Raw genomic sequence first — 25,557 nt, 5'->3', positions numbered from 1 at the left:
GTGAAGTGAGTTGTGCGACACCCGAACGCCGCCGCGGTCACCGCGGCGGCGTTCGGCGCGCAGGCGTCACGGGGAGGACCGGCGGTCGGGTGGTGGAGCGGCACGAGGGAGAACTCGCCGGCCTGTGAGATATTCGCCGGTATCAGACAATTCCGGCGCACCTCGGAGGGTCGTGTGGAGATTCTCGCCTTCGGAGTCCAGGCGGACGAGAAGCCCCTGATCCAGCAGGCCTTCCGGGGGCATCACGAGGTCCGCTGTCTCGACGTCTTCCTCAACGAGGACACCGCCCCCATCGCGGCCGGCTACGAGGTGATCTCCACCAGCGTCAACGCCGAACTCGGCGGCGGTGTCCTGGAGGTCCTCGCGGCCGGCGGCACGCGGATGATCGCCCAGCGGTCCACCGGGTTCAACAACATCGACCTCGAGGCCGCCGAACGGCTCGGCATGACGGTCGCCCGGGTCTCGTACTACTCGCCGTACTCCGTCGCCGAGTTCGCCTGGACCCTCGCCATGGCGGTCAACCGCCGTATCGTCCGCGCCTCCACCCGCACCCGCGACTTCGACTTCCGTCTCGACGGCCTGATGGGCCGCGACCTGCGCGGCCGCACCGCCGGAGTCCTCGGCACCGGCAAGATCGGCGAGGCCTTCACCCGCATCGCCCACGGCTTCGGCATGCGCCTGCTGGGGTGGGACATCGCCGAGAACCCGGTGTGCAGGGGACTCGGCATGGAGTACGTCCCCAAGGAACAACTCCTCGCCGAGTCCGACCTCGTCACCCTGCACGTCCCGCTGATGCCGGAGACCCAGCGCCTCATCGACGCCGACGCCCTGAAGGCGATGAAGGACGACGCGATCCTGGTCAACTCCAGCCGCGGCGGCCTGATCGACACCACCGCCCTCGTCGACGAGCTGCGCGCGGGCCGCTTCGCGGGCGTCGGCCTCGACGTGTACGAGGCGGAGGCGGGCCTGTTCTTCCTCGACAAGTCCCTGGAGGCCATCGAGGACGACACCCTGGCCCGCCTGGTCACCTTCCCGAATGTCCTGGTCACATCCCACCAGGCGTACTACACCGTGGACGCCGTCGGCCAGATCGTCGACGCCACGGTGCGCAACGTCCTCGACTACAGGGCCGGCCGCCGCTCCGAGAACGTGCTCGTCCCGCGCAGCTGACCCGCCAACTCTCTTACGACCGCGGCTCCGTTCAGCGTGAGCACCGACTCCGGGTGGAACTGCACTCCCGCGAAGCCCGGCCCGCGCAGGGCGTGCACCTCGCCCGAAGCGCTCCGGCTGACCTCGACCCCGTGCGCGGCCAGCTCGGCCGCGGTCTCGTCGTCGCAGTGCGCCACGAAGCTGTTGTAGAAGCCCACGGTCTCCGGCCGCCCGAACAGATCGACCGTCGTCTGCGCGCCCTGGTAGGGCACGTCCTTCCGTACGATCTCCAGCCCCAGCTCGGCCGCCAGCAGCTCGTGCCCGAGGCAGACGCCGAGCACACCGTGCCGGTTCTCGCGGACGACACGGGCGGTCAGGTCACGCAGGAAGACCATCTTGGGGTCGGTCAGATCGCAGGGGTCGCCCGGGCCGGGGCCCAGGACCACCGGGCCCTCATGCGCGAGGACCGCCTCGCGCAGACCGGGCTCGTCGTACCGCCGGACGGTGACGTCCAGTCCGCTGGACCGCAGCACGTGCGCGAGCATCGCCGTGAAGGTGTCCTCGCCGTCCACGACCAGGGCGTGACCGGTGAGCTCCGCGTCCCTCCCGGGGGATTCCTGCATCCGCAGCCAGAACGGGGCGAGCGAGGACCGGCGGCCGTCGAGCGCGGCCCGCACCCGGGGATCATCGGCCAGCCGGGGACGTACGCCCTCCTCGCGCGGCCTCTGCTCCCGCACGCCCAGCGCCGCCAGCACCCCCGCCGCCTTCGCGTGCGTCTCGGCCACCTCGCCCGCCGGGTCCGAGCCGCGGACGAGCGTGGCACCGACCGGTACCCGCAGCCGGCCGGCCGCGTCGATGTCCGCGGTGCGGATGAGGATGGGGGAGTCCAGGGTCTGGGCCCCGCCGGAGTCCTTGCCGAGCAGCGCCAGCGCCCCCGCGTAGTAGCCGCGCCCCCCGACCTCGTGCCGCTCGATGACCCGGCAGGCGTTCTGCACGGGCGAGCCGGTGACGGTCGCCGCGAACATGGTCTCCTTCAGCACCTGACGCACATCCAGCGAGGACTTCCCGCGCAGCTCGTACTCCGTGTGCGCGAGATGGGCCATCTCCTTCAGCCGCGGCCCGATGACGACCCCGCCCATGTCGCCGACGGTGCACATCATCTTGAGCTCCTCGTCGACGACCATCGACAGCTCCTCGATCTCCTTGCCGTCGGCGAGGAAGTCCAGCAGGTGCTCGGGGGTGGGGCCTTCGGCCGGGTAGCGGTACGTCCCGCTGATCGGGTTCATGACGACCGTGCCGCCGGACATGCGTACATGCACCTCGGGGCTGGCGCCGACGAGGGTCCGGTCACCGGTGTGGACGACGAACGTCCAGTACGCGCCGCGCTCACCCTCCAGGAGCCGCCGGAACAGGGCGAGGGCATCGGCTCTGCCGAACCCCGGGATCTCCCCCTCGTACGTCCGCCGGATCACGAAGTTCGCGCCCTCGCCCTGCCCGATCTCCTCCCGCAGCACGCGCCCGACGATCCCGGCGTACTCCTCGTCGCCGACGTCGAAGCCACCGCGCTCGACCCGCACGTCGTGCGCCGGGAGCTGGGCCAGGACCTCCGCCAGGTCCAGCGTGTGGGTCTCCTCGGGCGTCAGCACCGCGAGCGGTGTCCCGTCGTCCCGTACGTCGAAGCCGCGCTCGCGGATCTGGCGGAAGGGGACCAGGGCGAGGCCTTCGTCGGGGAGGTCGGCGAGCCGGTCGTACGAGGTGACCGGGCCGAGCAGCAGCTCCACGCTCTGTTCGTCATGGCCCGGCGTGCGACGGCGCAGCAGGGCGAACGGGCGGGGATCGTCGAGCAGGTCGAGCAGATGCATGGGTCCGTTGTCCTTCTCGGTGAGAGTTCACTGGGAGGAACGGACCCCGGAAACGCCGAAGGCCGCCCCTCGGGCGGCCTTCGCGAAGTCTTGCGTACGCGCAGTCAGTGGGCCGCCGGATGAGCGGTCCACCACCAGTTCTGGGTCGAGTGCGCGAACATGCGACGCACCTTACCCCACGCGCACCTGAGCATGGGTGCGTCTCACCTGTCGAGCCGTGCGAAAACGACGCGACACGACCCCGTAATGTTGAGGTCGTGACCGTGAACGCTAAGACCGGCCAGAGCGCCGGCAACACCTGGCGAGACCTGCCCGCGGCGCAGCAGCCCGAGTACCCCGACACCGAGGCTCTGCGCGCAGTCGTTGCGGACCTCGAGTCGTATCCGCCGCTCGTCTTCGCGGGCGAGTGCGATCAGCTGCGCGCCCGGTTGGCGGCCGTCGCCAAGGGAGAGGCGTTCCTCCTCCAGGGCGGCGACTGCGCCGAGGCCTTCGACGCGGTGTCCGCCGACCACATCCGCAACAAGCTCAAGACCCTGCTCCAGATGGGCGCCGTGCTCACGTACGCCGCCTCGGTGCCGGTCGTGAAGGTCGGCCGTATCGCCGGCCAGTACTCCAAGCCGCGCTCCAAGGGCACCGAGACCCGCGACGGCGTGACCCTGCCGACGTACCGCGGCGACTCGGTCAACGGCTTCGAGTTCAACGAGAAGGCCCGCATCCCGGACCCCGAGCGCCTGAAGCGGATGTACAACGCCTCCGCCTCCACGCTCAACCTGGTGCGCGCCTTCACCACGGGCGGCTACGCGGACCTGCGCCAGGTGCACGCCTGGAACCAGGACTTCGTGAAGTCGTCCCCGTCCGGGCAGCGCTACGAGCAGCTCGCGCGGGAGATCGACAACGCGCTGAACTTCATGCGGGCCTGCGGCACGGACCCGGAGGAGTTCAAGACGGTCGAGTTCTACGCCTCCCACGAGGCGCTGCTCCTCGACTACGAGTCGGCGCTGACCAGGGTCGACTCGCGTACGGGCCAGCTGTACGACGTCTCGGGCCACATGGTCTGGATCGGTGAGCGCACCCGCCAGCTGGACGGCGCGCACATCGAGTTCGCCTCCAAGATCCGCAACCCGATCGGGATCAAGCTGGGCCCGACGACGACGGCCGAGGACGCGCTGCAGTACATCGAGCGCCTCGACCCGGACCGCGAGCCGGGCCGTCTCACCTTCATCGTGCGGATGGGCGCGGACAAGGTCCGCGACAAGCTGCCCGAGCTGGTCGAGAAGGTCACCGCCTCCGGCGCGACCGTGGCCTGGGTGAGCGACCCGATGCACGGCAACACCTTCGAGGCGGCCTCGGGTCACAAGACCCGTCGCTTCGACGATGTGCTCGACGAGGTCAAGGGCTTCTTCGAGGTCCACAAGGGTCTGGGCACCCACCCGGGCGGCATCCACGTGGAGCTTACCGGCGACGACGTCACCGAGTGCGTGGGCGGCGGCGACGAGATCTTCGTCGACGATCTGCACCAGCGCTACGAGACGGCCTGCGACCCGAGGCTCAACCGCAGCCAGTCCCTGGACCTGGCGTTCCTCGTCGCGGAGCTGTACCGGGACTAGTAGGAGATCAGCAGGGGATGCGCCTGTTACAGGGGCATGAGGTGGGGCGCGGATCACATACGATCCGCGCCCCACTCCACTTTTGTGGTCGCTGCGCGCCGGGTAAGGTTAGGTTAGCCTCACCGATCATCGGGACGGCATCACTGATCTATTCCGGCGGGAGGTGAACCGCGTGTACGTCTGCAGTTGCTTCGGCGTCACCGAGCAGCAGGTCAAGAAGCACGCGGCGGACGGCGCCTGCACTCCGCGCCAGATAGCCTCCGCCTGCAAGGCGGGCACCGACTGCGGTTCCTGTGTGCGGCGCATCCAGGCGCTGCTGGGCCGGGGCGCCTGCCCGACACGTGACCTCGCCGACCAGGGCCGGCCGGTCCTTGCCGGGCTGGACGAGGCCGCCTAGCTCTCCGGCTGCTCGATCAGCTGCGCGATGTAGAGCGCCTCGCCGAGCTTCTCCACCAGCTCGAGCTGGGTGTCGAGGTAGTCGATGTGGTGCTCCTCGTCCTCCAGGATCGACTCGAAGATGTTCGCCGACGTGATGTCGCCCTTGGCGCGCATCACCTCGATACCGCGCTTGAGGCGGTCGATCGCCTCGACCTCGACCTGCCGGTCGGCCTCGAACATCTCCTTGACCGTCTGTCCGACCCGGACGTGGAACAGCCGCTGGTAGTTCGGCAGCCCGTCCAGGAAGAGGATCCGGTCGGTGAGCACCTCGGCGTGCTTCATCTCGTCGAACGACTCGTGGCGCGTGTACTTGGCGAGCTTCGTCCAGCCGAAGTTCTCCTGCATCTTCGCGTGCAGGAAGTACTGGTTGATCGCGGTGAGCTCACCGGTGAGCTGCTCGTTGAGGAATTCGATGACCTCGGGGTCGCCCTGCATCGCAGAGGCTCCTTCCAACCGGGGGGAACTGGCAGGTTGCGCCGCATCCTTGCATCGGTATCGAAGATCGTCCAGTAAGTCTTCACTTAGTAAGTAAGGGCATGCTTAGTCCGGTTTGAGGCGAATTAGCAGGGGGCTGGTCATGTGCACTGCCCCGGGTCTGTCAGGATGGAGTCATGGGTCAGCCGGTGGAACGCGAGTCAGGAGAAGCGGCACAGTCCGAGCTTCCGCCGGGACAGCGAATCCAACGCGGCTGGCCTGTCACGCACTACGGACCCGTCCCCAAGTTCCGCCCCGAACGCTGGGAGTTCCGCGTCTTCGGAGCCACCGCCGACGGTGAGAAGCAGTGCTGGAACCACGACGAGTTCTCGGCTCTGCCGCACACCACCGTCCTGGCCGATCTGCACTGCGTCACGAAGTTCAGCATGCTCGGCGCGGAGTGGGGCGGCGTCCCCGCCCGGACCATCCTGGACATCGCCCCGCCGGCCCCGGCCGTCACCCATGTGATGGTGTGGGCCGAGTACGGCTTCAGCTCCAACCTGCGCCTCGCGGACTTCGCCGCCGAGCGCACGATCTTCGCCACCCACAAGGACGGCGAGCTGCTCACCGCCGAGCACGGCTTCCCGCTCCGGCTGGTCGTTCCTCATCTGTACGCCTGGAAGGGGCCCAAATGGGTCCGCGGCGTCGAGTACATGACCGCCGACCGCCGTGGCTTCTGGGAGGAGCGCGGCTATCACAACATCGGCGACCCCTGGCGGGAGCAGCGCTACTCCTACCAGGAAGTGCCGGGGGACGGCCCGGACCTGTAGGGCTCAGTGGTGGTACTGGTGCACCACGGCGTGCCCCTTGCCCCGGCCGATCATCCACTTGTTGACCGGCGTGGTCGCGAAGAAGGCGATGACGAGCGAGATCGCCAGCGCGCCCCAGAACAGCAGGTCGCCCAGTTCCGCGTCCATCGCGCCGGGCCACAGGATGATCACGCCGTTGTCGACCAGTTCCATCACGGCGATCGACAGGGTGTCCGCGGCCAGTGCCACCTTGACGGCGTCCCGGAGGCCGAGGCCGGCCTTCAGGACACCGCGCAGGGTGAGCGAGTAGCCGAAGAAGAACGCGAGGACGATCGCCAGGATCGTGGTCGGCAGGTTCCCCCAGCCCAGTGCCGTCCCGATGACCATGCCCAGCACTTCGCCGATGGCGCAGCCGGTGAGGCAGTGGAGAGTCGCCTGGACGGCCATGGACCAGCTGCTCGGCTGGTGGTGAACGTGTCCCGCGTGCGCCTCGTGCTGCATGGGTGCCCCCAATGTCAGGTAACGGTTCCTGCTCCTGGCAAGAACCGTATACCCCCCAGGGGTATTCCGTAACGGGGTGTGCCGCAACGCGTCACGCGTCCCGGAGCTTCTTCAGCCGCTCCACGTCCGCCGCGTGACCCTCCTTGCCGCCGGGCGTCTCGATGATCAGCGGTACGCCCTCGGTGGCCGGGTGGGTCATCAGCGCCCGGAACGGGTCCTCGCCGATATGGCCGGCACCGATGTTCGCGTGCCGGTCCTTGTGGGCGCCGACCACGTCCTTGGAGTCGTTGGCGTGGATCAGCTTCAGACGGCCCTCGCCGACGGTGTCCACGAGCAGATCGAGGGTCTGGTGCATGCCGGAGGGGCCGGTCAGGTCGTGGCCGGCCGCGAAGATGTGGCAGGTGTCGAGGCAGACGCCCAGCTTGGGGTGGGCGTCCAGCGCCTCGAAGTACGGACCGAAGTCCCAGGTCCGCGAGCAGAGCGAGGCGCCCTGACCGGCGGTCGACTCCAGCAGCAGATACGGGTCGTCGTCATGGGTGAGCTCGTCGAGCAGCGGCAGCAGGTACTCCCGGACCTGCTTGAGAGCGACGGACCGGTCCCGTCCGCCGGTCGCGCTGCCCGTGTGCACGACGACCCCGAGCGCCCCGATCTCCCGCCCGCGCCGCAGCGAGTGCCGCAGGCTCTCCACCGACTTCTCCACCGTCGCCTCGGTGTGCGAGCCGAAGTTGATCAGATACGGAGCATGCACATACGCCGGGATCGACTCCGCCGCGCACGCCGCACGGAACTCCTCGTCCTGCCGCGGGTTGCCGGTGGGGGTGGCCCAGCCGCGCGGGTTGGCGACGAAGACCTGCACGGTCTCGGCCGCGAGGTCACGGGCGTAGGACAGACCGACGGAGTTCAGACCGCCGGCCACGGGGACATGGCCGCCGACGGGGTTGCGCTGAGTCATCACCGGTCCAGGGTGTCACGCGGTGCGGGGCACCCTGTCGACGGATGGCGGCCGGGCCCGCTCAGCGGATCTCGATGGTGATCGTCGATCCCTTGGGGGCGGTCTGGCCGCCCTCCACCGACTGGCCCTTGACGGTGTCGCCGAACAGCCCGAGGAGCCCGCGGTCCTCGTCGACCTCGAAGCCGGCGCCCTCCAGCGCGGCCTTCGCGTCGTCGACGCTGTCGCCGACCACGTCCGGGACCTCGACCAGCTCCGGGCCCTTGGAGATGGTCAGCGTCACGGTGTCGCCTTCGGCGGCCTCGCGGCCGTCCTGCGGGGTCTGCGCGGCGACCATGCCCTTGTCGTACTCGGAGTTGACCTGCTCGGAGGCGACCTTCACCTTCAGACCCGCGTCCGCCAGGTCCGCCTTCGCGTCCTCCAGGCTCTCGCCGGTGACGTCCGGGACGTCCACCGCCCTGCCCTTGCTGACGACCAGGGCGACCGCCGCGCCCGAGCGGAGCGTGGTGCCCGCCTCCGGGTCGGTGCCGATCACGAAGCCCTTGATGACGTCCTCGCTGAACGCGCGGGTCACCATGCCCGGTTCGAGGCCGTCACCCTTGAGTCGTTCCTTCGCCTTGTCGAGACGGAGGCCCTTGAGATCGCCCAGCTTCACGGTCTCGGGGCCCTTGGAGACGGTCAGCGTCACGGAGTCGTTGCTCCGGATGCGGGTGCCCACGGTCGGGTCCGAGTCGATGACCCGGCCGCGCTTCACGGTGTCGCTGTACTCCTGCTGCACCGTGCCGACCTCGAGCCCGGCCTCCACCAGCCGGTCCCGGGCCTGCGTCTCGGTCTTGCCGATCAGCGCCGGGACCTTGGTGAACTGGCCGGAGTTGATGTACCAGACGCCGGCTCCGACACCGAGGATCAGCAGCAGGGCGACGACGATCGCGAGCGGCCCGCGCGGGGGTCCCGAACGGCGCCGGGGCGGTGGGGGCGGCGGGGACTCGAACCGGCTCGTGTGGTGGACCGCGGTCCCGTCCTCGTTGACCGGCAGCGGCCGCGGCACCGTCAAAGAGCGCGGGATCACGCTGGTGCGGTCCTCGGCGCCACTGTGCGCGACGGACAGCGCCTGCGGCGGCACCAGGTCCAGCTGCTCCTCGCTGAGCGCACCACGGGCCGCGCGGGCCAGCGCGAGCAGCGCCACCGCGTCGTACGGGCGGATGTCCGGGGTGCGGGCGGTCGCCGAGGCGACCAGTTCGTCCAGCTCGAACGCCAGCCCCGGCACGATGCCCGAGGGTGGAGGGACGTCCTCGTGGAGGTGCTTGTAGAGCACCACGGCGGGGGAGTCCCCGTCGTGGGGCTTCTCACCGGTCAGCATCTCGTACAGCACGACACCGCACGCGTACACGTCGACGCGGGGGTCGGCCGTGCCGCTCTCGATCTGCTCCGGCGCGAGATACGAGACCGTGCCGAGCACGGTGCCCGTGGTGTTGGTGACGGTGTCGACGGACCGGACGAGCCCGAAGTCGGCCACCTTGACCCGGCCGTCGTCCCCGATCAGCACGTTCTCGGGCTTCATGTCCCGGTGCACGAACCCCGCGCGGTGCGCGGCGCCGAGCGCGGCGAGGACCGGCTCCAGGATGTCGAGCGCGGCCCTCGGCTGCAGCGCGCCACGGTCGCGCAGCACGTCACGCAGGGTGCAGCCCGCCACGTACTCCATGGCGAGATAGACGTACGACCCGTCGGTGCCCTGGTCGAAGACCTGCACCACATTGGGGTGGGCGAGCCGGGCGACGGACTTGGCCTCGCGGATGAACCGGTCGACGAAGGTGACGTCGGCGGCGAGGCCCGGGTGCATCACCTTCAGCGCGAGCACGCGGTCGAGGCGGGTGTCCACGGCCCGGTAGACCGTGGCCATCCCGCCGACCGCGATCCGCGCGTCCACGCGATAGCGGCCGTCGAGCACCTGCCCGACCAAAGGGTCCTGAAGGGTCGTATCCACGCAGGTGAGTGTACGAGCCGCGACTGACAGGGCCGCGGGTTCGGGCGAGATCGGGGCGGGACTGAAGCCGTCCTGTGACGGACGTCGCAACGAATTCCGGCCTGCGTCGAACGTACGTTCAGAACGCGGGGCGCTCGGGATCCAGCCGCGCCAGCCCCTCCCTGGGGGACGAGGCTTCGGCGAAATGCCGCTTGGGGATGCGCCCCGCCCGGTACGCCAGCCGGCCCGCCTCCACCGCGTGCCGCATCGCGTGCGCCATCAGCTCCGGCTCCCGGGCCCGCGTCACCGCCGAGGCGAGCATCACACCCGCACACCCCAGCTCCATCGCGAGCGCCGCGTCCGACGCCGTACCGGCCCCCGCGTCCAGGATCACCGGCACGCGTGCGTGCTCGACGATCAGCTGGAAGTTGTGCGGGTTGCGGATCCCGAGCCCGGAACCGATCGGGGAGCCCAGCGGCATGATCGCCGCGCAGCCCACGTCCTCCAGCTTCCGCGCGAGGACGGGGTCGTCGTTGGTGTACGGCAGCACCGTGAAACCGTCGTCGACCAGCGTCTCCGCGGCGTCCAGGAGCTCGATGGGGTCCGGCAGCAGGGTGCGTTCGTCGGCGATGACCTCCAGCTTGACCAGATCCGTGCCGAGCGCCTCGCGCGCGAGGCGGGCCGTCAGCACGGCCTCGCCCGCGGTGAAGCAGCCCGCGGTGTTGGGCAGCACCTCGATGCCGAGCCCGGTCAGCACGGACAGGACCGAGCCGTGCACCGTCGGATCCACCCGCCGCATCGCGACCGTGGTCAGCTCGGTGCCGGAGGCGACCAGCGCCCGCTCCAGCACATCCGGGCTGGGCGCGCCGCCGGTGCCCATGATCAGACGGGAGGAGAAGGCCCTGCCGCCGAGGACGAAGGGATCGTCGGCCATGGGGTCAGCCTCCTTGGACGGCGGTGAGGACCTCGACGCGGTCTCCCTCGCACAGGGACGTCGAGGGCCACTGTCCGCGCGGGACGACGGTTTCGTTGAGGGCCGCGGCCACTCCGGCGGGGGCCGGGGCGAGGGTCCGCACGACGGTGTCGAGAGCCGTGCCGGGAGCGATCTGTCGAGGCTCTCCGTTGACGGAGATGTTCATGCGGGCAGCTCCGTGAAGGTGAAACGCCGGGGGGTGAAGGGGCGGACCTCGTCCGGCAGTTCACCCGTGGTCAGCACATGGGCCATCGCGTCGCCGGTGACCGGCGCGAGCAGCACCCCGTTGCGATAGTGGCCGGTCGCCAGGAGCAGCCCCGGGAGCTCGGTCGGTCCGAGCAGCGGAGCGTTGTCGGGGGAGCCGGGGCGCAGTCCCGCTCGGGTCTCCGTGAGCGGCAGCTCCGTGATGCCGGGCACCAGCTCATGGGCGTCGCGCAGCAGCTCGTACACCCCGCCCGCGGTCACCGTGGTGTCCCAGCCCTGCTCCTCGCTGGTCGCCCCGATCACCAGCTCGCCGTTCTCGCGCGGCACCAGATAGACCTGGCTGCCACGGACCACGGCCCGCACGGTCCGGTTCAGGAAGGGCGCGTACCGCTGTGGCACGGTCAGCCGCAGCACCTGCCCCTTCACGGGCCGCACCGGCGGCAGGACCTCGTCGGGGACACCGGCGAGCCGCCCGCTGAGGCTGCCGGCGGCGAGCACCACCTGGGCCGCGCCCAGCCGGGTGCCGTCGGTGGCCGTGATGCCGGCGGCCCGGTCCCCCACCAGATCCAGGCGTTCGGCCCACAGGCGGTGGAAGACCACGCCCGCCCGCTCGCAGGCGGCCAGCAGCGCCGTGATCAGCCGCCGGGGGTCGATCTGGTGGTCGCCGTCGACCCGCAGCCCGCCGCGCACCCCCGGTGCGAGCATCGGCTCCAGACGCCGGCACTCCCGCCCGGACAGCCACTCCGACTCCAGGCCAGACTCCTGCTGCAGGGCGTGCAGTTCCCGCAGATGGGCGCGGTCGTCGGCGTCCAGCGCCACGGCGAGCGTGCCGCAGCGGCGGTAGCCGAGATCGTGGCCGGTCAGCTCGGTGAGCTCGGCCGCGAACTGCGGATAACGGCGGGCCGAGGCCAGGTTCAGGCCCAGCAGGGTCTGCTCGCCGTAGTGCAGTTCCGTGACGGCGGCCAGCATCCCGGCGGCCACCTGGGCGGCCCCGCCACCCGGTTCGGGATCGACGACGGCCGTGGCGAAACCGCGCTGCGCGGCCCGCCAGGCCGTGACGAGGCCGATGATTCCGCCCCCGACGACGAGGACGTCTGACGTACGTGAGGACATGGGCGTCCAGCCCCTCCCTTCGCCGGCATGACCCGGATCAGGTTCGTACGGTCGGAGGCCGCCAGCCTCCCTCTCAGCCCGGTGCGTCCGGGCTCCCGCGAGTGCTCTACGTTGGCCACCCTAGCTCTTGGTCTTTCGCTTGTGTAAGGGAGCCCGCTGCCATGGCCCGCTCGCTGGACGGCCTCGTCCTCGCCCCCGTCGCCGACCAGTCCCCAGGTCAGGTGGGCACCCGCACCCGGTTCACGTACCACGAGAAGAGCGGCGAGATCTGGGCCGAGTACGCGGGCGGCGACGTCGTGCGCGGGCATCTGGTGGGCACCCGCGACGGCGACCGGCTCGACTTCCGGTACGTCCAGCTCAAGCACGACGGGACGACCTCCTCGGGGCACTGCGTGTCCACGGTCGTCGAACTGCCGGACGGGCGGGTGCGGCTGGAGGAGAGCTGGGAGTGGGAGTCGCAGCCGGGCAGCGGGAGAAGCGTTGTGGAGCAGGTCACGGTGCATGACCGCTGACTGACAAATTGTCAGTTGTCTATGGTGATCCGGTGAGCGAGCAGACGGAGCAGTCTCAGCGGCGCGTGGTCGTGGTCGGCGCGGGCATGGCCGGCGTACAGACCGCGGTGGCCCTGCGCGAACAGGGTTTCACCGGCACCGTGACCCTGATCGGCGCGGAGCCGCATCAGCCGTACGACCGGCCGCCGCTGTCGAAGGCCGTACTGCTCGGCAAGGCCGAGGGTTCCGCCTTCGACGTCGACTTCGAGGCGCTCGGCATCCAACTGGAGCTGGGCCGCGAGGTGCTGGGCGTCCGCCCCGCCGAGCACGAACTGGACACCGAGTGCGGGCCCGTGCCGTACGACGTCCTGGTCCTCGCCACCGGTGCCGAACCGATCCGGCTGCCCGGCGCGGAGGGCGTCCCCGGCGTGCATCTGCTGCGCACCCTGGACGACGCCGAGCGGCTGCGGCCCGTACTCGCCCGGCAGCACGACATCGTGGTGGTCGGCGCGGGTTGGATCGGCGCCGAGTTCGCCACCGCCGCGCGCGAGGCGGGCTGCGCGGTGACGGTCGTGGAGGCCGCCGAGCGGCCGCTCGCGGGGGCGCTGCCCGCGGAGGTGGCCGCGCCGATGTCGTCCTGGTACGCCGACGCCGGTGCCGTGCTGCGCACCCACGCGCGCGTGGAGCGGGTGCGGCCCGGCGAGGTCCTCCTGGACGACGGCACCCGGCTGCCCGCGGACGCCGTCGTGGTCGGCATCGGCGCCCGTCCCGCCACGCTCTGGCTGGCCGGGTCGGGCATCGAGCTCGGCGCGCACGGCGAGGTGGTGGCCGACGACCACCTGCGCACCTCCGCGCCGGACGTCTACGCGGTCGGCGACTGCGCGTCCTTCCCCTCGGGACGGTACGGCGAGCGGCTGCTGGTCCACCACTGGGACAACGCCCTCCAGGGTCCGCGCGCGGTGGCGGCCAACATCATCGGCGAGACGCCCGCGGTCTACGACCCCGTGCCGTACTTCTGGTCCGAGCAGTTCGGCCGCTTCGTCCAGTACGTCGGCCACCACACCTCCGCCGACACGGTCCTGTGGCGCGGCGACCCGTCCGGACCGGCCTGGACGGTCTGCTGGCTGCGCGAGAACCGCCTCATCGCCCTGCTGGCGGTGGGCCGGCCCCGGGACCTGGCACAGGGGCGGCGGCTGATCGAGGCGGGGCCGGAGCTGGACCCGGAGCTGCTGGCGGACCCGGCGAGGCCGTTGAAGGCGGCCACGGCGTAGTCCGAAAGCCCAGGTCGCGGGGGTCTGGCTTCCGACTGTCAGTGCGGGATGGCAGGCTTGATGCCGTGACCGAGATTGACGCAAAGATCGATGCTCTCGTCCCCGCCTGGCTCACCCTCCCCGACATCGCGGAAATCCTCGATGTCGAGGTGACGCGTGCGCGCCAGCTGGTCAAGGACGGCCAGCTCATCGCCGTACGCCGTGGTGAGAACCGCGCACTGCACGTCCCCGCCGCCTTCATCGACGGGGTCGAGCAGAAGGTCGTCAAGGGCCTCGCCGGGACCCTGACGCTTCTGAGGGACGACGGCTTCTCCGACGAAGAGATGCTGGAGTGGCTCTTCACCCCCGACGACAGCCTGCCCGGGACCCCCGCCCAGGCGCTGAGCGAGAACCGCGGCACGGAGGTGAAGCGCAGGGCCCAGGCGCTCGCCGTCTGACCCGGTACGGCCGACCGGACGTGTCCCACACCTGGCGACGATGACCTGCGGGTTCGTCGCCAGGACGTGGGGCGGACCCGCCCGTCGCACCTGAGGCCCGGGCATGGGCCGGGAGCCGTCCCTGTGGTTCACTACGCCCGGCCCGCCCAGGTCGACCGCACCGGCCCGCGGCCCGTACGCACCGACATCGGGGGACACCCATGCCCGTCACGTCCGACACCGACGCCCGCGCCCGGCTGGCCGACGCCCGGCTCTATCTCTGCACGGACGCCCGCAAGAAGCAGGGCGACCTGTCCGAGTTCCTGGACGCGGTCCTGGCGAACGGCGTCGACTTCATCCAGCTCCGCGACAAGACCCTGGAGGCGGACGAGGAACTGGCCTGGCTGGAGCTGTTCGCCGACAAGTGCCACAGGTACGGCAAGGTCCTCTCGGTGAACGACCGCGCCGACGTGGCGCACGCGGTCCGGGCCGCCCATCCCTGGCCGCCCGCCGTCCTGCACCTCGGCCAGGGTGACCTCCCGGTCCCCGCGGCCCGCGCGATCCTCGGCGACGACATCCTCGTCGGCCGCTCCACGCACTCCGAGGCCGAGGCCGCCGCGGCCGCCGTCCAGGACGGCGTGGACTACTTCTGCACCGGCCCGTGCTGGCCGACCCCGACCAAGCCCGGCCGCCACGCACCCGGCCTCGACCTGGTCCGGTACACCGCTTCCCTCGGCACCGACCGCCCCTGGTTCGCCATCGGCGGCATCGACCTCGCCAACCTCGACCAGGTGCTGGAGGCGGGCGCCCGCCGGGTCGTCGTCGTACGGGCCGTCACGGACGCGGACGACCCGGGAGCGGCCGCGGCGGAGTTCGCGAAGAGGCTCAGGGACCCGGCGTGACGGGCCCCGGTGTCCGAAGGGTGGACAACAAGTCGACAAACCGGGCAAATTTCCCGGATCCGGTTGGGTGACCGCTGCCCCCTGGCTAACCTGCGGGTATGGCCCTCGGAACCGCATCCACCAGGACTGACCGCGCACGCACCGTGCGCGACATGCTCGCCACGGGCAAGGCGACGTACTCGTTCGAGTTCTCGGCACCGAAGACCCCCAAGGGTGAGCGGAACCTGTGGAGCGCGCTCAGGAGGGTCGAGGCGGTCGCCCCGGACTTCGTCTCCGTCACGTACGGTGCCGGCGGTTCCACCCGGGCGGGCACGGTCAAGGAGACCGAGCAGATCGTCGCGGACACCACGCTCACGCCGGTCGCCCACCTCACCGCGGTCAACCACTCCATCGCCGAACTGCGCAACATCATCGGCCAGTACGCCGACGCCGGGATCCGCAACATCCTGGCCGTCCGCGGCGACCCGCCCGGCGACCCCATGGGCGAGTGGGTGGCCCACCCGCAGGGGCTGACCTACGCCGCCGAACTGGTGCGCCTCATCAAGGAATCGGGCGACTTCTGTGTCGGGGTCGCCGCCTTCCCGGAGATGCACCCGCGGTCCGCGGACTGGGACGCCGACGTCGCGCACTTCGTCGACAAGTGCCGGGCCGGCGCCGACTACGCCATCACGCAGATGTTCTTCCAGCCGGAGTCCTATCTGCGCCTGCGTGACCGAGTCGCCAAAGCGGCCTGCGAGACCCCCGTCATCCCCGAGATCATGCCGGTGACCAGCGTGCGGATGCTGGAGCGCCTGCCACAGCTCAGCAATGCGGCCATCCCCTCTGTCCTGAAAGAGCGGATCCTCACAGCAAAAGACGATCCGGCCGCTGTACGCTCCATCGGTATCGAGTTCGCCACGGAGTTCTGCGCCCGGCTGCTGGCCGAGGGAGTGCCCGGACTGCACTTCATCACGCTCAACAACTCCACGGCGTCGCTGGAGATCTACGAGAACCTGGGCCTGCACCACCCACCGCAGGCCTAGACCGGCCGCACGGATATACGACACACTGCGTAGCGGTCACTGGGAGAGGGGCGTACATGGGCTGGACGGTCCTCTACATCGCGTTCGGAATCGTCGCGCTGTGGTTGCTGGGCGAGGTGCTGCTGCAGTACAAGGCGCGGCTCCGCTGGCGACTGCTCGCCTTCGCCGGCTTCGTGGGCGTCGTACTCGGTGTGCTCATCCCGTCGGTGATCGTCATCGGACTGGGCGCCATCGCCTTCGCGGTCGGCCAGACCTACGTCACCCTCTCCTTCCGCCGCGGCTTCGAGCAGGGCTGGGCGGTCAATCCGCCGGAGGCCCTGGGCGGCCTGGTCGGCGGCAAGCGCGGCGGCCGCCGCGAACGCGGCCGTGACGAGCCGACCCTGGAGGTCTCCGACCTCGAGGCGACGGACGCCGCCTACGGCGACGAGGGCAACTACGTCCCGAGCGCGTCCGGTTACGGCCAGGACGACTACGACCGCGACGACGTCTTCACGCCCGCCCGTCCCGCGGCCGCCGAGGTCTACGAGCCGCAGCCGATGCCCGACGACACCGGCTCCTACGGCATATACAACAACGACGGCACGTACGCCGGTCAGGGACAGACCCAGGACCAGTACGCGACGGCCGCCCAGGGCGCCGACCAGAACTACGGCTACGACGGCTACACCGGCTACGACCAGCAGCAGTACGGCTACGACATGGCCGGACAGCAGCAGTACGCCGCCTACTCCGACCCGTACATCGGCACCCAGACCTACGGCGGCTACGACACCTCCTACGGCGGCCAGCAGCAGTACGGCCAGCAGGCCTACGGCCAGGACCAGTACGGCAACCCCACCTACGGCGAGACCCCGGCCGGCGGTGTGTGGGTCCCGCAGCAGCGCACCGACGAGACCTACGGCGGCGAACTCCCGCAGGAGCAGCAGTACCCCTACCAGGGCGACGGCCAGCAGAACAACGGCCAGCAGAACAACGGCTACGACGAGCAGTACCGCTTCTGACCAGCGGTCACCGCGAGCCCCGGAACTCCGGACCCTCCACGATCAGCCCCGCCACCAGCGCGCCCGACATGCCGGCGTGCGGCAGGCCGCCGCCCGGGTGGGACCAGCCGCCCACGGTGAACAGACCGGGCAGCCCCGTGGTGTTCGCTGGGTGCAGCAGGCGGCCTCCGGCCGCGGCGAGAGCCGGGGCGGGAACCGCGCCTCCCTCCGCGCCGGTCGCCACCGCGATGTCGGCCGGGACCCGCACCTCGTGCCACAGAAGGCGCTCGCGCAGATCCGGTACGGCACGCTCGGCGGCGGTGATCAACGAGTCCGCGTGATCGTCGAAGACCTCGGATACCGGCCGCTCCCGGCCGGCGTCGGCGGGCACGGTGGCGGTGAGGGTGATCGCCTCCTGGTCCGGGCCCGGGACCACACCCGGGTCGTCGGGGCGCAGCACGGTGAGCGTGGGGCGTGCGTCGAGCCCCCAGGACGCGCCGAACAGCAGGTCCAGCTCCCGCTCCCGGTCCGCCGCGTGCACGACCGTCCGGTGCGCCGCCCCCTCCGGGCGCCCGCCGCGCAGCGCCAGCAGCACCGTCAAACGGCTCGGCAGCCCGCGCTGCGGAGGAACCGCACCGGCCTCCCGCACCGCGGTGCCCCGCACACAGCGGCTCAGCACATCGGGTGCGACACCGGCGACGACGAAGTCCGCCTCCACCACCGCCCCGTCGGCCAGTTCGAGTCCCGCCGCCCGGCCGTCCTTCTCCAGCACCCCGGTGACCTCGGCACCGAAGTGGAACTCCACCCTGCGCGCCACACACCGCTCGTACACCGCGCGCGCCAACTCCCGTATGCCGCCGCGGACATACCAGGTGCCGAAGGCGTGCTCCATGTACGGCAGCACCGCCGCGCTCGCCGGGGCGACGCGCGGGTCCAGGCCGTACGCGAGGGCGTGGCTCTCCAACAGGGCGACGAGCCTCGGGTCACGCAGTTCCCAGGCGCCGACCTCGGCGAGCGTGCCGGCCCGGCGGGTGCGGAGCAGCTTCTTGTGGGGGACCGACGGATAGGGCTCGCGGTCGGCCAGCACCGACCAGTTCGGCCAGAGCGGCTCCTCCAGGAGCGGTCTGCGGGTGCGGTCCCAGGCCTCGCGGGCCCGGACCAGGAAGTCGCCCCAGCGGGCGCCCGCGTCGGAGCCGAGCGCCTCGTCCAGCGCCGAGACGACACCCGCACGGGAGGCGTTCGGCAGACTGACCTCCGTGCCGTCCGCGAAGACGTGCCGCGTGGACGGGTCGACCTGGACCAGCTCGACGACCGACTCCAGCGGCTCCTTGCCGGTCTTGACGAACAGATCGCGGTAGACCGCGGGAAGGGTGAGCAGCCCCGGTCCGGTGTCGAAGGCGAAGCCGTCGCGCTCGAGGCGGCGCACCGCACCGCCGTACGTCTCCGTACGCTCGTACACCGCCACCCGGTGGCCCGCGACGGCCAGCCGGGCAGCGGTCGCCATCGCGCCCATCCCGGCGCCGATCACCGCAATCCGTGCCATGCCCGCGACTTTATCGGCCACCACTGACAGCCCCGGCCGCGGGCGCCCTCGGAGGACCGCCGGGGGTCACCAGCCCGGTGGATGCCCCGTCCGCCCCGCGAGCCGTCTCTCCTCGCGGCGTTGCGCCCGGCGGCGCAGGAACCGGCGGATCCGGGAGATCAGGAAGACGAGTATCACCAGGCCGCCGACCAGCAGTACGGCCGCGATGCTCGCCGCCGCCACCGGGTGGAATATGGCGAAGGTGACGATCCCGGCGACCCCGAGATCCTCGGCCAGGCTCACGATCACGTTGCTGAACGGCTCGGGCGAGGAGTTGACCGCCATCCGCGTCCCCGCCTTGACGGCATGGCTGGCCAGCGCCGTCGAACCGCCGACCACACCCGCGACGGCGTCGTTGAGCGAACCGCTCTGCCCGGCGAGCACCGCACCGATCCAGGCGCCCGCGGCAGGGCGGATCAGCGTGTGGACCGAGTCCCACGCCGAGTCGACGTACGGGATCTTGTCCGCGACCGCCTCGCACAGGAACAGCACGCCGGCGGTGATGAGGACCTCGGGGCGCTGGAGCGTCTCGGGGACGTCGTCGCTCAGCCCGGTCGCGCCGAAGAGGCCGAGCAGCAGCACGACGGCGTACGCGTTGATTCCGCTGGCCCAGCCGCTGGTGAAGACGAGAGGGAGTACCGACACGGAGGCGATCGTAACCACTCGGCAACGGAGTGAGGTGGGCCTGAGTACGCAGGTGTGAGTATCCGTACTCAGGGGGCGAGATGAGTACGCGCGCGGATGGGGGCCGACCTGCGCGGACGAGAGAGTGGGAGCACGGAGAAGGGGAACGGCTCGGCACCGGCGACACGGGGCGCCGGAGCGGAGCCGCCCCGGATCCGCTCCTTCCGCCGGCGGAGGTCGGCGGGAGCGAGGCACGGGGGCCCGGGGAACGACCGAACGGGGGGCCCGACGGGGGAAATCGGGGGAGCACGAGAAGGCGCCGGTTCGAGGTGGCCCGCGGGGGACGCGGCCACAGCGGACCGGCGCTTTCGTCTGTCCACGCGCGCGTACCGCCGGCTCAGCCCCGGCCGCTCACCCGTCCCTGCAGCAGCCGTGACAGCGCCGAGTGCACATCGTCCAGGGAGCGCTCCGCCTGGAACGCCTTCCAGTCCAGGGCCGCCACCAGCACCATGCCGACCAGGGCGGACGCGGTCAGCGAGACATCGATCGCCTCGTGGAACTCGCCGTTCGCGATGCCCTCGCGCAGGACGTCCTCGACGACCGCCACCGCCTGCTGACGGACCACCAGGAGCGTGGACTGCCAGGCCCGGTTGGTGCGCCAGAGCTCGGCCACGTACAGCTGGGTGAAGGCCGGATAGCGGTCGATGAAGACCAGGCCGGCCCGGATCATCGCGTCCAGGGCGTCCGTCTTGCTGCCGCCCTCCCGAGCCGTCCGCTCCGCGGCCTCCCGCAGGGAGGCGGTGAGCAGTCCCACACCGTGCCGCAGCAGCTCCTCGAAGAGGACGGACTTGCTCGCGAAGTTGTAGTAGACCGTGCCCTTCGCCACCCCGGCCCGCTCGGCGATCTCGTCGACGGTGGTGGCGGAGAAGCCCTGCTCCGCGATGAGTGTGACGGCCGCCTCGTAGAGCTTCTGCCGGGTGGCCTCGCGGCGCGTGCTGCCGCTGCTGCTTTCCATGGTCCCGATTCTCACAGCAACCGGGGATCCGGCGGTCGTCGAGGTCACAGGCTCAGCTCCGGGTGCAGCCGGTCGAGCGTCCACACCTGGCGGCGGCGGGCCGACAGCGCGGTCAGCGCGAGCGCGCCCGCGGTGAAGGCGACGAGTACCACGCACGCGTGCCAGACCGGACCGAGACCACCGCCCGAGATCAGCCTGCGGAGCGCGTCGACGACGTAGCTCATCGGCAGGAAGGGGTGGAGCGCGTTGAAGAAGCCCGGGCTGGTCTGCACGGGATACGTGCCGCCCGCGGACGTCAGCTGGAGCATCAGGAAGGCGAGGACGAGGATCCGCCCCGCCGCCCCGAAGCGGGCGTTCAGCCACTGCACGATCGCCGCGAAGCACGCCGTCACCAGGAACAGGAAGCCCACCGTGCCGGCCGCCCGCACCATCTGCAGGCCGACCGCCCAGTGCAGCACCGACATCAGGGCCACCGTCTGGAGCACCCCGACCGCCACCACCGGCAGCCAGCCCGCCAGCGCGATCCGCCAGGCGGGGGCGCCCGCGGCGAGCGCGCGCCGGTTCATCGGTGCGATCAGCATGTACGCCACCATCGCGCCCACCCACAGGGACAGCGGGATGAAGTACGGGGCGAACCCGGTGCCGTAGTTGGGCGCCTTGTGCATGTCCCGGGAGACCAGCTGGACGGGGTCGGCCATGACCTCGGTGCGATCGTCGCGGTCCCGCTTGTCGTAGTCGGGGATCCGGTCGGCGCCGTCGTGCAGCCCGTCCGAGAGCTTCCCGGAGCCGTCGACCAGCTTGTACATGCCGCCGTTCAGGTCGGCGGCGCCGGTCTTGAGCTTGCCGACCCCCTCGTCCAGGTCACCGGCACCGGTCCTGGCGGTGCCGAGCCCCGTGTGCAGCTTCTTGGCGCCGGCGGCGACCTTCCCCGCGCCCTTGTTCAACGCGTTGACCTTGGAGACGGCGTCGTCGAGGTCCTCGGAGAGGTGCGGCGCCCGGTCGGCGAGCGCCTGGGCCTGCTTCTGCAGGGCCGCCAGGTTCTTGTCGAGCTTCTTCAGGTCGCCGTCCTGGTCGCCCACGAGGGTGTTGAGGTCGTCGGCGATGGTCGCCACGTCGGCGGCCGCGTCCTTGGCCTTCTCCAGGTCGGCGCAGGCCGCGTCGGGCAGTACGGCCTTCTCGCAGCGCGTCCGGTGGATCTCCTCCAGTGTGTCGGAGGCCGTGCGGGCGCCCTTGGCGGCGACGGGGGCCGTCGTCACCAGGGTGTCCAGGTGCTTGCGGATCGCCTTGCTGGAGTCTGCGACGAGCTGGGCGGTGTCACCGATGGTCTTCTCGTTGTCCTCCAGGAACGGGCCCGCCTTCGCCGCGACCCCGTTGACCTTGTCGGCGAGCGTCTGGGTGCCCTCCGCGACCTGCTGCGAACCGTCCTCCAGGTCGCCCGCGCCCTTGTCGAGCTTGTTGAGCCCCTTGGCCAGCTTGCCGCTGCCGCTCTTGGCGTCCTTCAGCCCGTCGGCGAGGTCCTTGGACCCCTTCTCGGCCTTTCCGAGCCCGCCTTCGAGCTTGTCGGCGCCCTTGGCGGCCTTGACCGTCGCGCCGTGGATGTCGGAGAACGAGATGAAGATCCGGTCCAGGAAGGACCGTGACGCCTTGGTGGACGCGGCCTGGCGCACCTCGCTGAAGACCGTGCGCGAGATCTGCCCGACGATGTAGTTGTTCGCGTCGTTGGTCCGCACCTGGAGGGCTCCCGTCTCGGGGGAGTCGCCCGCGCTGGACGCGATCCGCGCGCTGAAGTCGGTCGGCACGGTCAGCGACAGGTAGTACGTGCCGTCCTCCACGCCCGCGCGTGCCTCGGCTGCGCTCACCTCATGCCACTCGAAGACGTCGCTGTCGTGCAGCCCCCGGGTGATGTCGTCGCCCGCCGCGAGCTTCTTCCCGTCGGCGCTCGCCCCCTTGTCGTCGTTCACGAGCGCCACGGGGATGCGGTCCAGCCGGCCGTACGGATCCCAGAACGACCACAGGTACAGGGCGCCGTAGAGCAAGGGCAGCACCAGCAGCGCGACCAGCGCGGCCCGCGGCAGCTTCCCCCGTCCGAAGCGCCGCAGCTCAAGCGCGGCCAGTCGCGGCGAGCGCATCGGCGTCCTCCTTCTCCCGGACCGAGCCCTGAGGGGCGCTGTGGGTGGACACCTTCACGGCCCCCTCGGGGGCCTCGCTGCACACCGCCACGACCGTGGTCCCCGCCTCGGCGATCGACGTCAACAGCGCCCAGACCTCGGCCCGTTCCGCGTCGGACAGCTTCAGATCGGCGTCGTCGACGCCGAGCAGCCGCGGCCGCCCGATCAGGGCGAGCGCGATGGACAGCCGCAGCGCCTCCAGCCGCTCCAGATCGCGTACGGCGGTCCGGGAGCCCTTCGGCAGAGCCTCCCGGTCGAGACCGGCGGCGCTCAGGGCGGTGTCGATCCGCAGCCTCGCAGCCTTCGCACGCTCGGCACGCGGCCGCAGCAGCCCGCGCAGGGAGTCGCCGAACCGGTTCTGCAGCAGCGCCCGTTCGCGCAGGTGCTCCCCGACGGTCAGGGCCGCGTCGAGGTCGGTGACACCGGCGACGTTGGCCACGGCGCTCATCCGCCGCACCGCCGTGAGCTGCTTGGGCAGCCGGGCCCCGCCCACGGACGCCGTCCCCTCGGACGCCTTCATCCGTCCCGTGAGCGCGAGGAGCAGACATGTACGGCCCGATCCCGACGCCCCCTCGACGGCGATCAGCGCACCGGGCTCCGCGTCGAGGCCGATCCCGCGGAACGCCCAGCCGCGCGGCCCCTTGAGCCCGAATCCCTCGGTTGTGACGGCGACTCCGCCCACGGCCCACCCCCTGATGTCCAGAACTGCCGAAGTTTTTGAACTGACTGGTCAGTGCAAAAACTAACCCGAACCTTCGATCGAAGCAAAAGCCCAGGTCAGAACGGATTGTCAGTGGCATACCTCACGATGGGCACATACGGCATCCCGTATCGGGACGTGCCGTCACACAGACGACAGGAGGTTCGTCATGGCCACCTACCACGCAGCAGCCGCCCGCCGGCGCCGCGCCACCGGCCCTGCCCCCTCACTGACCGGTCCGGCGAGCGACGTCCACCCCGTGCTCCGCAGGACCACGGCCCCGCCCGCCGCCCTCGACCTGCTCGCCCAGGCCCGTGCCGGACTCGACGAGGCCGCCGTCCTGGAGACACCGAACGAGCGCTATGCCACGGCCCACCTCGCCGCCCTGCGCACCGCCGCCGCCGTGCTCGCCGCACGCGGACGTCCGGAGCCCTCGCCCCGACGCCGGGCCAAGATCCGGAGCGCCTGGGAAGTGCTCCCCGAGATAGCCCCCGAGCTCGCCGAGTGGAGCGCGCTCTTCGCCGCCGGAGCCCGCCGCCGCGCCCGGGCCGAGGCCGGCATCCAGGGCGCGGCCAGCCGCCGGGACGCCGACGACCTCATACGCGACGTGGCGATGTTCCTGCGCCTCGTCGAGCGGATGCTGGTGCTCCAGCCGGTCCTGCCCCAGCCCCGCCAGGACAGGGACGAGCCGGAACCAGGCGACCACGACACGGGCCGGGGCATGCCGGACGCGGGCTGAGCTCTCCGGTACGGCACGGCACGGCACTGCACGGGGTCTGCCGCCCGGACGCCACGGTGGTCGGGCGAGGTGACGGAGGCAATAGGGTGGAGGGCGCCTGAAGCCTTCCCTCTCCGGTAACCGGGCGAGGAGGGCAGACCGATCGCTCCGCCGCGCAAGAGGCGGTGCCGCGCCGAGGAGTCAACTGCCGTGTCGGACCCGCTGCGACCCCGCGCCTCTCTCCGTACCGCCGTGGTCTGGGAGGTCCTCCAGGACGCCCTCGAACGGCGGGTCAAGGCCACGGGCCGGGATGCCCTGGACGTCCTCGACACCGGCGGCGGCAGCGGCAACTTCGCCGTGCCCGTCGCCCGTCTCGGCCACCGGGTCACCGTCGTCGACCCCAGCCCCAACGCGCTGTTCGCCCTGGAGCGCCGCGCCGCCGAGGCCGGCGTCGCCGACCGGGTGCGCGGTGTCCAGGGCGACGCCCACGGTCTCTTCGACGTGGTCGAGCGCGGCGCCTACGACGCGGTGCTGTGCCACGGCGTCCTGGAGTACGTCGACGACGCGGCCGAGGGCATCCGCAACGTGGTGGCCGCCCTGCGCACCGAGGGTGTCCTCAGCCTGCTCGCGGCGGGCCTCGGCGGCGCCGTCCTCGCCCGAGCCCTCGCCGGCCACTTCAAGGAGGCCAAGCAGGCGCTCGAGGACCCGGACGGACGCTGGGGCACCGGCGACCCCGTGCCGCGGCGCTTCACCGCCGAGCAGCTCACCGGGCTGGTCGAGGGCGCGGGCCTGGAGGTCGGTGCCGTGCACGGCGTGCGGGTCTTCGCGGACCTGGTCCCCGGCGTGCTCGTCGACACCGAGCCCGGGGCCGTGGAGGCCCTGCTCAAGCTGGAGGAGGCGGCGGCCGAACTCCCCGCCTTCCACTCCGTGGCCACACAGCTTCACGTGCTCGGTGAGACCCGAGGGACCGTCGAGGCCTGAGGCAGCCCCCCTGGTGCAGCGCTGATCAGGGACTTGGGTGCACATGGAGTACGCCACAGGCCCCCCGATCGGGCGCCCGGCGCCGTATGATCGAGGGAGACCGTCCGGCATGACGGGTCGGCCGCTGGGGAATGCAAGATCTAGCGGGCCGGGACGTTCATGGCGGAATCCCGGTTGGCCAATTGGCGTAGAGGGGCGGGTTTCACGGGGGCGATTCCCTGCCTATCCTGAAGGGACCCCCCGGGTCGCCCCGGCGACTGCACGATGAGGAGGATTCCGTGCCGCTCTCGGAGCACGAGCAGCGAATGCTCGAGCAGATGGAGCGAGCGCTGTACGCCGAAGATCCCAAGTTCGCGACAGCGCTTGAGGGAAGCGGGCTGCGCACGTACACCCGGCGACGGGTCTACCAGGCGGTCGCGGGCTTCCTCGTGGGTATCGCGCTCCTCATGGCAGGAATGGTCGCCAAGCAGGTCTGGCTCAGCGTGGTGGGCTTCCTCGTCATGCTGGGTTGTGCGGTGCTCGCCGTGACCGGCTGGCGCAAGGCTCCCAAGCCGGGTGAACAGCCCGCGGCCGGTGCCCCGCACGCGCGCCGTCAGGCCAGGCAGAAGCGCTCCATGATGGACCGTATCGAGCAGCGCTGGCAGAAGCGCCGTGACGAACAGGGCGGCCATTAGCTCGACCCACTAGCTGACGCGTGAGGGGGTG

The 25,557-nt window shown here is 71.1% G+C and carries 27 protein-coding genes and 1 riboswitch; of the genes, 13 read left to right on the top strand and 14 right to left on the bottom strand.

Annotated elements, in window-relative coordinates; translation table 11 throughout:
• The first annotated feature begins 174 nt into the window (after positions 1-174).
• Positions 175-1,170: a 2-hydroxyacid dehydrogenase gene (locus tag OG381_RS15035; protein WP_327716613.1), complete on the top strand. Its 996-nt coding sequence runs from the start codon at positions 175-177 to the stop codon at positions 1,168-1,170.
• Here the strand turns inward: OG381_RS15035 and OG381_RS15030 are convergent.
• Together OG381_RS15030 and OG381_RS49635 are read right to left on the bottom strand one after the other, a co-directional pair.
• Complete coding sequence (locus tag OG381_RS15030; protein ID WP_327716612.1) at positions 1,122-3,011, bottom strand: anthranilate synthase family protein; 1,890 nt, start codon at positions 3,009-3,011, stop codon at positions 1,122-1,124. The genes OG381_RS15035 and OG381_RS15030 overlap by 49 nt on opposite strands.
• 104 nt (positions 3,012-3,115) lie before the next feature.
• Entirely contained in the window at positions 3,116-3,172 is a 57-nt protein-coding gene (locus tag OG381_RS49635; RefSeq protein ID WP_071528813.1) for a trp operon leader peptide, read from the bottom strand.
• Positions 3,173-3,268: 96 nt separating this feature from the next.
• On the opposite strand from OG381_RS49635, the gene OG381_RS15025 reads away from it, so the two are divergent.
• The gene (locus OG381_RS15025; protein ID WP_307031984.1) at positions 3,269-4,618 is read left to right on the top strand and encodes a class II 3-deoxy-7-phosphoheptulonate synthase; all 1,350 of its coding nucleotides are present in this window, start codon (positions 3,269-3,271) and stop codon (positions 4,616-4,618) included.
• Positions 4,619-4,781: 163 nt separating this feature from the next.
• Positions 4,782-5,015 (top strand): (2Fe-2S)-binding protein, encoded by a 234-nt coding sequence (locus OG381_RS15020; RefSeq protein ID WP_327716611.1) that lies wholly within the window; start codon positions 4,782-4,784, stop codon positions 5,013-5,015.
• On the opposite strand, the gene bfr is transcribed toward OG381_RS15020, so the two are convergent.
• Positions 5,012-5,491 (bottom strand): bacterioferritin, encoded by a 480-nt coding sequence (bfr, locus tag OG381_RS15015; RefSeq protein WP_030596293.1) that lies wholly within the window; start codon positions 5,489-5,491, stop codon positions 5,012-5,014. The two genes, OG381_RS15020 and bfr, sit on opposite strands and share 4 nt — an antisense overlap.
• 176 nt (positions 5,492-5,667) lie before the next feature.
• Between bfr and OG381_RS15010 the strand changes: the two genes are divergently transcribed.
• Positions 5,668-6,300: a sulfite oxidase-like oxidoreductase gene (locus OG381_RS15010; RefSeq protein WP_327716610.1), complete on the top strand. Its 633-nt coding sequence runs from the start codon at positions 5,668-5,670 to the stop codon at positions 6,298-6,300.
• 3 nt (positions 6,301-6,303) lie between these two features.
• On the opposite strand, the gene OG381_RS15005 is transcribed toward OG381_RS15010, so the two are convergent.
• The 6 genes from OG381_RS15005 to thiO all read right to left on the bottom strand — a co-directional run bounded on the left by OG381_RS15005 (position 6,304) and on the right by thiO (position 11,982).
• Positions 6,304-6,780 carry a DUF4396 domain-containing protein gene (locus tag OG381_RS15005; protein WP_327716609.1) on the bottom strand — a complete coding sequence of 159 codons (477 nt, stop codon included), beginning with the start codon at positions 6,778-6,780 and terminating at the stop codon, positions 6,304-6,306.
• 91 nt (positions 6,781-6,871) lie between these two features.
• Positions 6,872-7,732 carry a deoxyribonuclease IV gene (locus tag OG381_RS15000; protein ID WP_307031994.1) on the bottom strand — a complete coding sequence of 287 codons (861 nt, stop codon included), beginning with the start codon at positions 7,730-7,732 and terminating at the stop codon, positions 6,872-6,874.
• Between the two features lie 61 nt (positions 7,733-7,793).
• Positions 7,794-9,713: a Stk1 family PASTA domain-containing Ser/Thr kinase gene (pknB, locus tag OG381_RS14995; RefSeq protein ID WP_327716608.1), complete on the bottom strand. Its 1,920-nt coding sequence runs from the start codon at positions 9,711-9,713 to the stop codon at positions 7,794-7,796.
• Between the two features lie 118 nt (positions 9,714-9,831).
• On the bottom strand, positions 9,832-10,626 hold the full coding sequence (locus OG381_RS14990; protein ID WP_327716607.1) for a thiazole synthase: 795 nt from the start codon (positions 10,624-10,626) through the stop codon (positions 9,832-9,834).
• Positions 10,627-10,630: 4 nt separating this feature from the next.
• Entirely contained in the window at positions 10,631-10,831 is a 201-nt protein-coding gene (gene thiS / locus OG381_RS14985) for a sulfur carrier protein ThiS (RefSeq protein ID WP_327716606.1), read from the bottom strand.
• Positions 10,828-11,982 carry a glycine oxidase ThiO gene (thiO, locus tag OG381_RS14980; RefSeq protein WP_327716605.1) on the bottom strand — a complete coding sequence of 385 codons (1,155 nt, stop codon included), beginning with the start codon at positions 11,980-11,982 and terminating at the stop codon, positions 10,828-10,830. The genes thiS and thiO overlap by 4 nt, the downstream gene beginning before the upstream one ends.
• Positions 11,980-12,091: riboswitch (TPP riboswitch) on the bottom strand. Its footprint overlaps the gene before it by 3 nt.
• Positions 12,092-12,143: 52 nt before the next feature.
• On the opposite strand from thiO, the gene OG381_RS14975 reads away from it, so the two are divergent.
• The 6 genes from OG381_RS14975 to OG381_RS14950 all read left to right on the top strand — a co-directional run bounded on the left by OG381_RS14975 (position 12,144) and on the right by OG381_RS14950 (position 17,085).
• The gene (locus OG381_RS14975) at positions 12,144-12,494 is read left to right on the top strand and encodes a hypothetical protein (RefSeq protein ID WP_327716604.1); all 351 of its coding nucleotides are present in this window, start codon (positions 12,144-12,146) and stop codon (positions 12,492-12,494) included.
• A 32-nt stretch (positions 12,495-12,526) separates the two neighbouring features.
• On the top strand, positions 12,527-13,744 hold the full coding sequence (locus tag OG381_RS14970; protein WP_327716603.1) for an NAD(P)/FAD-dependent oxidoreductase: 1,218 nt from the start codon (positions 12,527-12,529) through the stop codon (positions 13,742-13,744).
• Between the two features lie 65 nt (positions 13,745-13,809).
• Positions 13,810-14,181, top strand: a complete 372-nt coding sequence (locus OG381_RS14965; RefSeq protein WP_266893585.1) for an Rv2175c family DNA-binding protein — start codon at positions 13,810-13,812, stop codon at positions 14,179-14,181.
• A gap of 200 nt (positions 14,182-14,381) precedes the next feature.
• Positions 14,382-15,062, top strand: a complete 681-nt coding sequence (gene thiE / locus OG381_RS14960) for a thiamine phosphate synthase (RefSeq protein WP_327716602.1) — start codon at positions 14,382-14,384, stop codon at positions 15,060-15,062.
• A 98-nt stretch (positions 15,063-15,160) separates the two neighbouring features.
• Complete coding sequence (gene metF, locus OG381_RS14955) at positions 15,161-16,084, top strand: methylenetetrahydrofolate reductase [NAD(P)H] (protein ID WP_327716601.1); 924 nt, start codon at positions 15,161-15,163, stop codon at positions 16,082-16,084.
• 56 nt (positions 16,085-16,140) lie between these two features.
• The gene (locus OG381_RS14950; protein ID WP_327716600.1) at positions 16,141-17,085 is read left to right on the top strand and encodes an SCO2102 family sporulation regulator; all 945 of its coding nucleotides are present in this window, start codon (positions 16,141-16,143) and stop codon (positions 17,083-17,085) included.
• A gap of 7 nt (positions 17,086-17,092) precedes the next feature.
• Here OG381_RS14950 and OG381_RS14945 read toward each other — a convergent pair whose 3' ends face one another.
• The 5 genes from OG381_RS14945 to OG381_RS14925 all read right to left on the bottom strand — a co-directional run bounded on the left by OG381_RS14945 (position 17,093) and on the right by OG381_RS14925 (position 23,135).
• Positions 17,093-18,607 (bottom strand): phytoene desaturase family protein, encoded by a 1,515-nt coding sequence (locus tag OG381_RS14945; RefSeq protein WP_327716599.1) that lies wholly within the window; start codon positions 18,605-18,607, stop codon positions 17,093-17,095.
• 66 nt (positions 18,608-18,673) lie between these two features.
• Entirely contained in the window at positions 18,674-19,291 is a 618-nt protein-coding gene (locus tag OG381_RS14940) for a DUF4126 domain-containing protein (RefSeq protein WP_327716598.1), read from the bottom strand.
• A 376-nt stretch (positions 19,292-19,667) separates the two neighbouring features.
• The gene (locus OG381_RS14935; RefSeq protein ID WP_327716597.1) at positions 19,668-20,285 is read right to left on the bottom strand and encodes a TetR/AcrR family transcriptional regulator; all 618 of its coding nucleotides are present in this window, start codon (positions 20,283-20,285) and stop codon (positions 19,668-19,670) included.
• Positions 20,286-20,329: 44 nt separating this feature from the next.
• Complete coding sequence (locus OG381_RS14930; RefSeq protein ID WP_327716596.1) at positions 20,330-22,414, bottom strand: YhgE/Pip domain-containing protein; 2,085 nt, start codon at positions 22,412-22,414, stop codon at positions 20,330-20,332.
• On the bottom strand, positions 22,386-23,135 hold the full coding sequence (locus tag OG381_RS14925) for an ATP-binding cassette domain-containing protein (RefSeq protein WP_327716595.1): 750 nt from the start codon (positions 23,133-23,135) through the stop codon (positions 22,386-22,388). The genes OG381_RS14930 and OG381_RS14925 overlap by 29 nt, the downstream gene beginning before the upstream one ends.
• Positions 23,136-23,322: 187 nt before the next feature.
• Between OG381_RS14925 and OG381_RS14920 the strand changes: the two genes are divergently transcribed.
• The 3 genes from OG381_RS14920 to OG381_RS14910 all read left to right on the top strand — a co-directional run bounded on the left by OG381_RS14920 (position 23,323) and on the right by OG381_RS14910 (position 25,526).
• On the top strand, positions 23,323-23,892 hold the full coding sequence (locus OG381_RS14920; RefSeq protein ID WP_327716594.1) for an SAV_6107 family HEPN domain-containing protein: 570 nt from the start codon (positions 23,323-23,325) through the stop codon (positions 23,890-23,892).
• A gap of 189 nt (positions 23,893-24,081) precedes the next feature.
• Entirely contained in the window at positions 24,082-24,852 is a 771-nt protein-coding gene (locus OG381_RS14915) for a methyltransferase (RefSeq protein WP_327716593.1), read from the top strand.
• A 278-nt stretch (positions 24,853-25,130) separates the two neighbouring features.
• Positions 25,131-25,526 carry a DUF3040 domain-containing protein gene (locus tag OG381_RS14910; RefSeq protein ID WP_171144436.1) on the top strand — a complete coding sequence of 132 codons (396 nt, stop codon included), beginning with the start codon at positions 25,131-25,133 and terminating at the stop codon, positions 25,524-25,526.
• Positions 25,527-25,557 lie beyond the last annotated feature (31 nt).

It is taken from the genome of Streptomyces sp. NBC_00490, assembly GCF_036013645.1.
Lineage (GTDB): Bacteria > Actinomycetota > Actinomycetes > Streptomycetales > Streptomycetaceae > Streptomyces > Streptomyces canus_F.
This window is presented reverse-complemented; position numbering and strand designations above follow the sequence as displayed.

Excerpts from the sequence above, each read along its gene's own strand:
- OG381_RS15030 (WP_327716612.1), bottom strand. The coding sequence starts at position 3,011 with ATGCATCTGCTCGACCTGCTCGACGATCCCCGCCCGTTCGCCCTGCTG.
- bfr (WP_030596293.1), bottom strand. The coding sequence starts at position 5,491 with ATGCAGGGCGACCCCGAGGTCATCGAATTCCTCAACGAGCAGCTCACC.
- OG381_RS15010 (WP_327716610.1), top strand. The coding sequence starts at position 5,668 with ATGGGTCAGCCGGTGGAACGCGAGTCAGGAGAAGCGGCACAGTCCGAG.
- OG381_RS15005 (WP_327716609.1), bottom strand. The coding sequence starts at position 6,780 with ATGCAGCACGAGGCGCACGCGGGACACGTTCACCACCAGCCGAGCAGC.
- OG381_RS15000 (WP_307031994.1), bottom strand. The coding sequence starts at position 7,732 with ATGACTCAGCGCAACCCCGTCGGCGGCCATGTCCCCGTGGCCGGCGGT.
- OG381_RS14990 (WP_327716607.1), bottom strand. The coding sequence starts at position 10,626 with ATGGCCGACGATCCCTTCGTCCTCGGCGGCAGGGCCTTCTCCTCCCGT.
- thiS (WP_327716606.1), bottom strand. The coding sequence starts at position 10,831 with ATGAACATCTCCGTCAACGGAGAGCCTCGACAGATCGCTCCCGGCACG.
- thiO (WP_327716605.1), bottom strand. The coding sequence starts at position 11,982 with ATGTCCTCACGTACGTCAGACGTCCTCGTCGTCGGGGGCGGAATCATC.
- OG381_RS14975 (WP_327716604.1), top strand. The coding sequence starts at position 12,144 with ATGGCCCGCTCGCTGGACGGCCTCGTCCTCGCCCCCGTCGCCGACCAG.
- thiE (WP_327716602.1), top strand. The coding sequence starts at position 14,382 with ATGCCCGTCACGTCCGACACCGACGCCCGCGCCCGGCTGGCCGACGCC.
- metF (WP_327716601.1), top strand. The coding sequence starts at position 15,161 with ATGGCCCTCGGAACCGCATCCACCAGGACTGACCGCGCACGCACCGTG.
- OG381_RS14950 (WP_327716600.1), top strand. The coding sequence starts at position 16,141 with ATGGGCTGGACGGTCCTCTACATCGCGTTCGGAATCGTCGCGCTGTGG.
- OG381_RS14945 (WP_327716599.1), bottom strand. The coding sequence starts at position 18,607 with ATGGCACGGATTGCGGTGATCGGCGCCGGGATGGGCGCGATGGCGACC.
- OG381_RS14935 (WP_327716597.1), bottom strand. The coding sequence starts at position 20,285 with ATGGAAAGCAGCAGCGGCAGCACGCGCCGCGAGGCCACCCGGCAGAAG.
- OG381_RS14930 (WP_327716596.1), bottom strand. The coding sequence starts at position 22,414 with ATGCGCTCGCCGCGACTGGCCGCGCTTGAGCTGCGGCGCTTCGGACGG.
- OG381_RS14920 (WP_327716594.1), top strand. The coding sequence starts at position 23,323 with ATGGCCACCTACCACGCAGCAGCCGCCCGCCGGCGCCGCGCCACCGGC.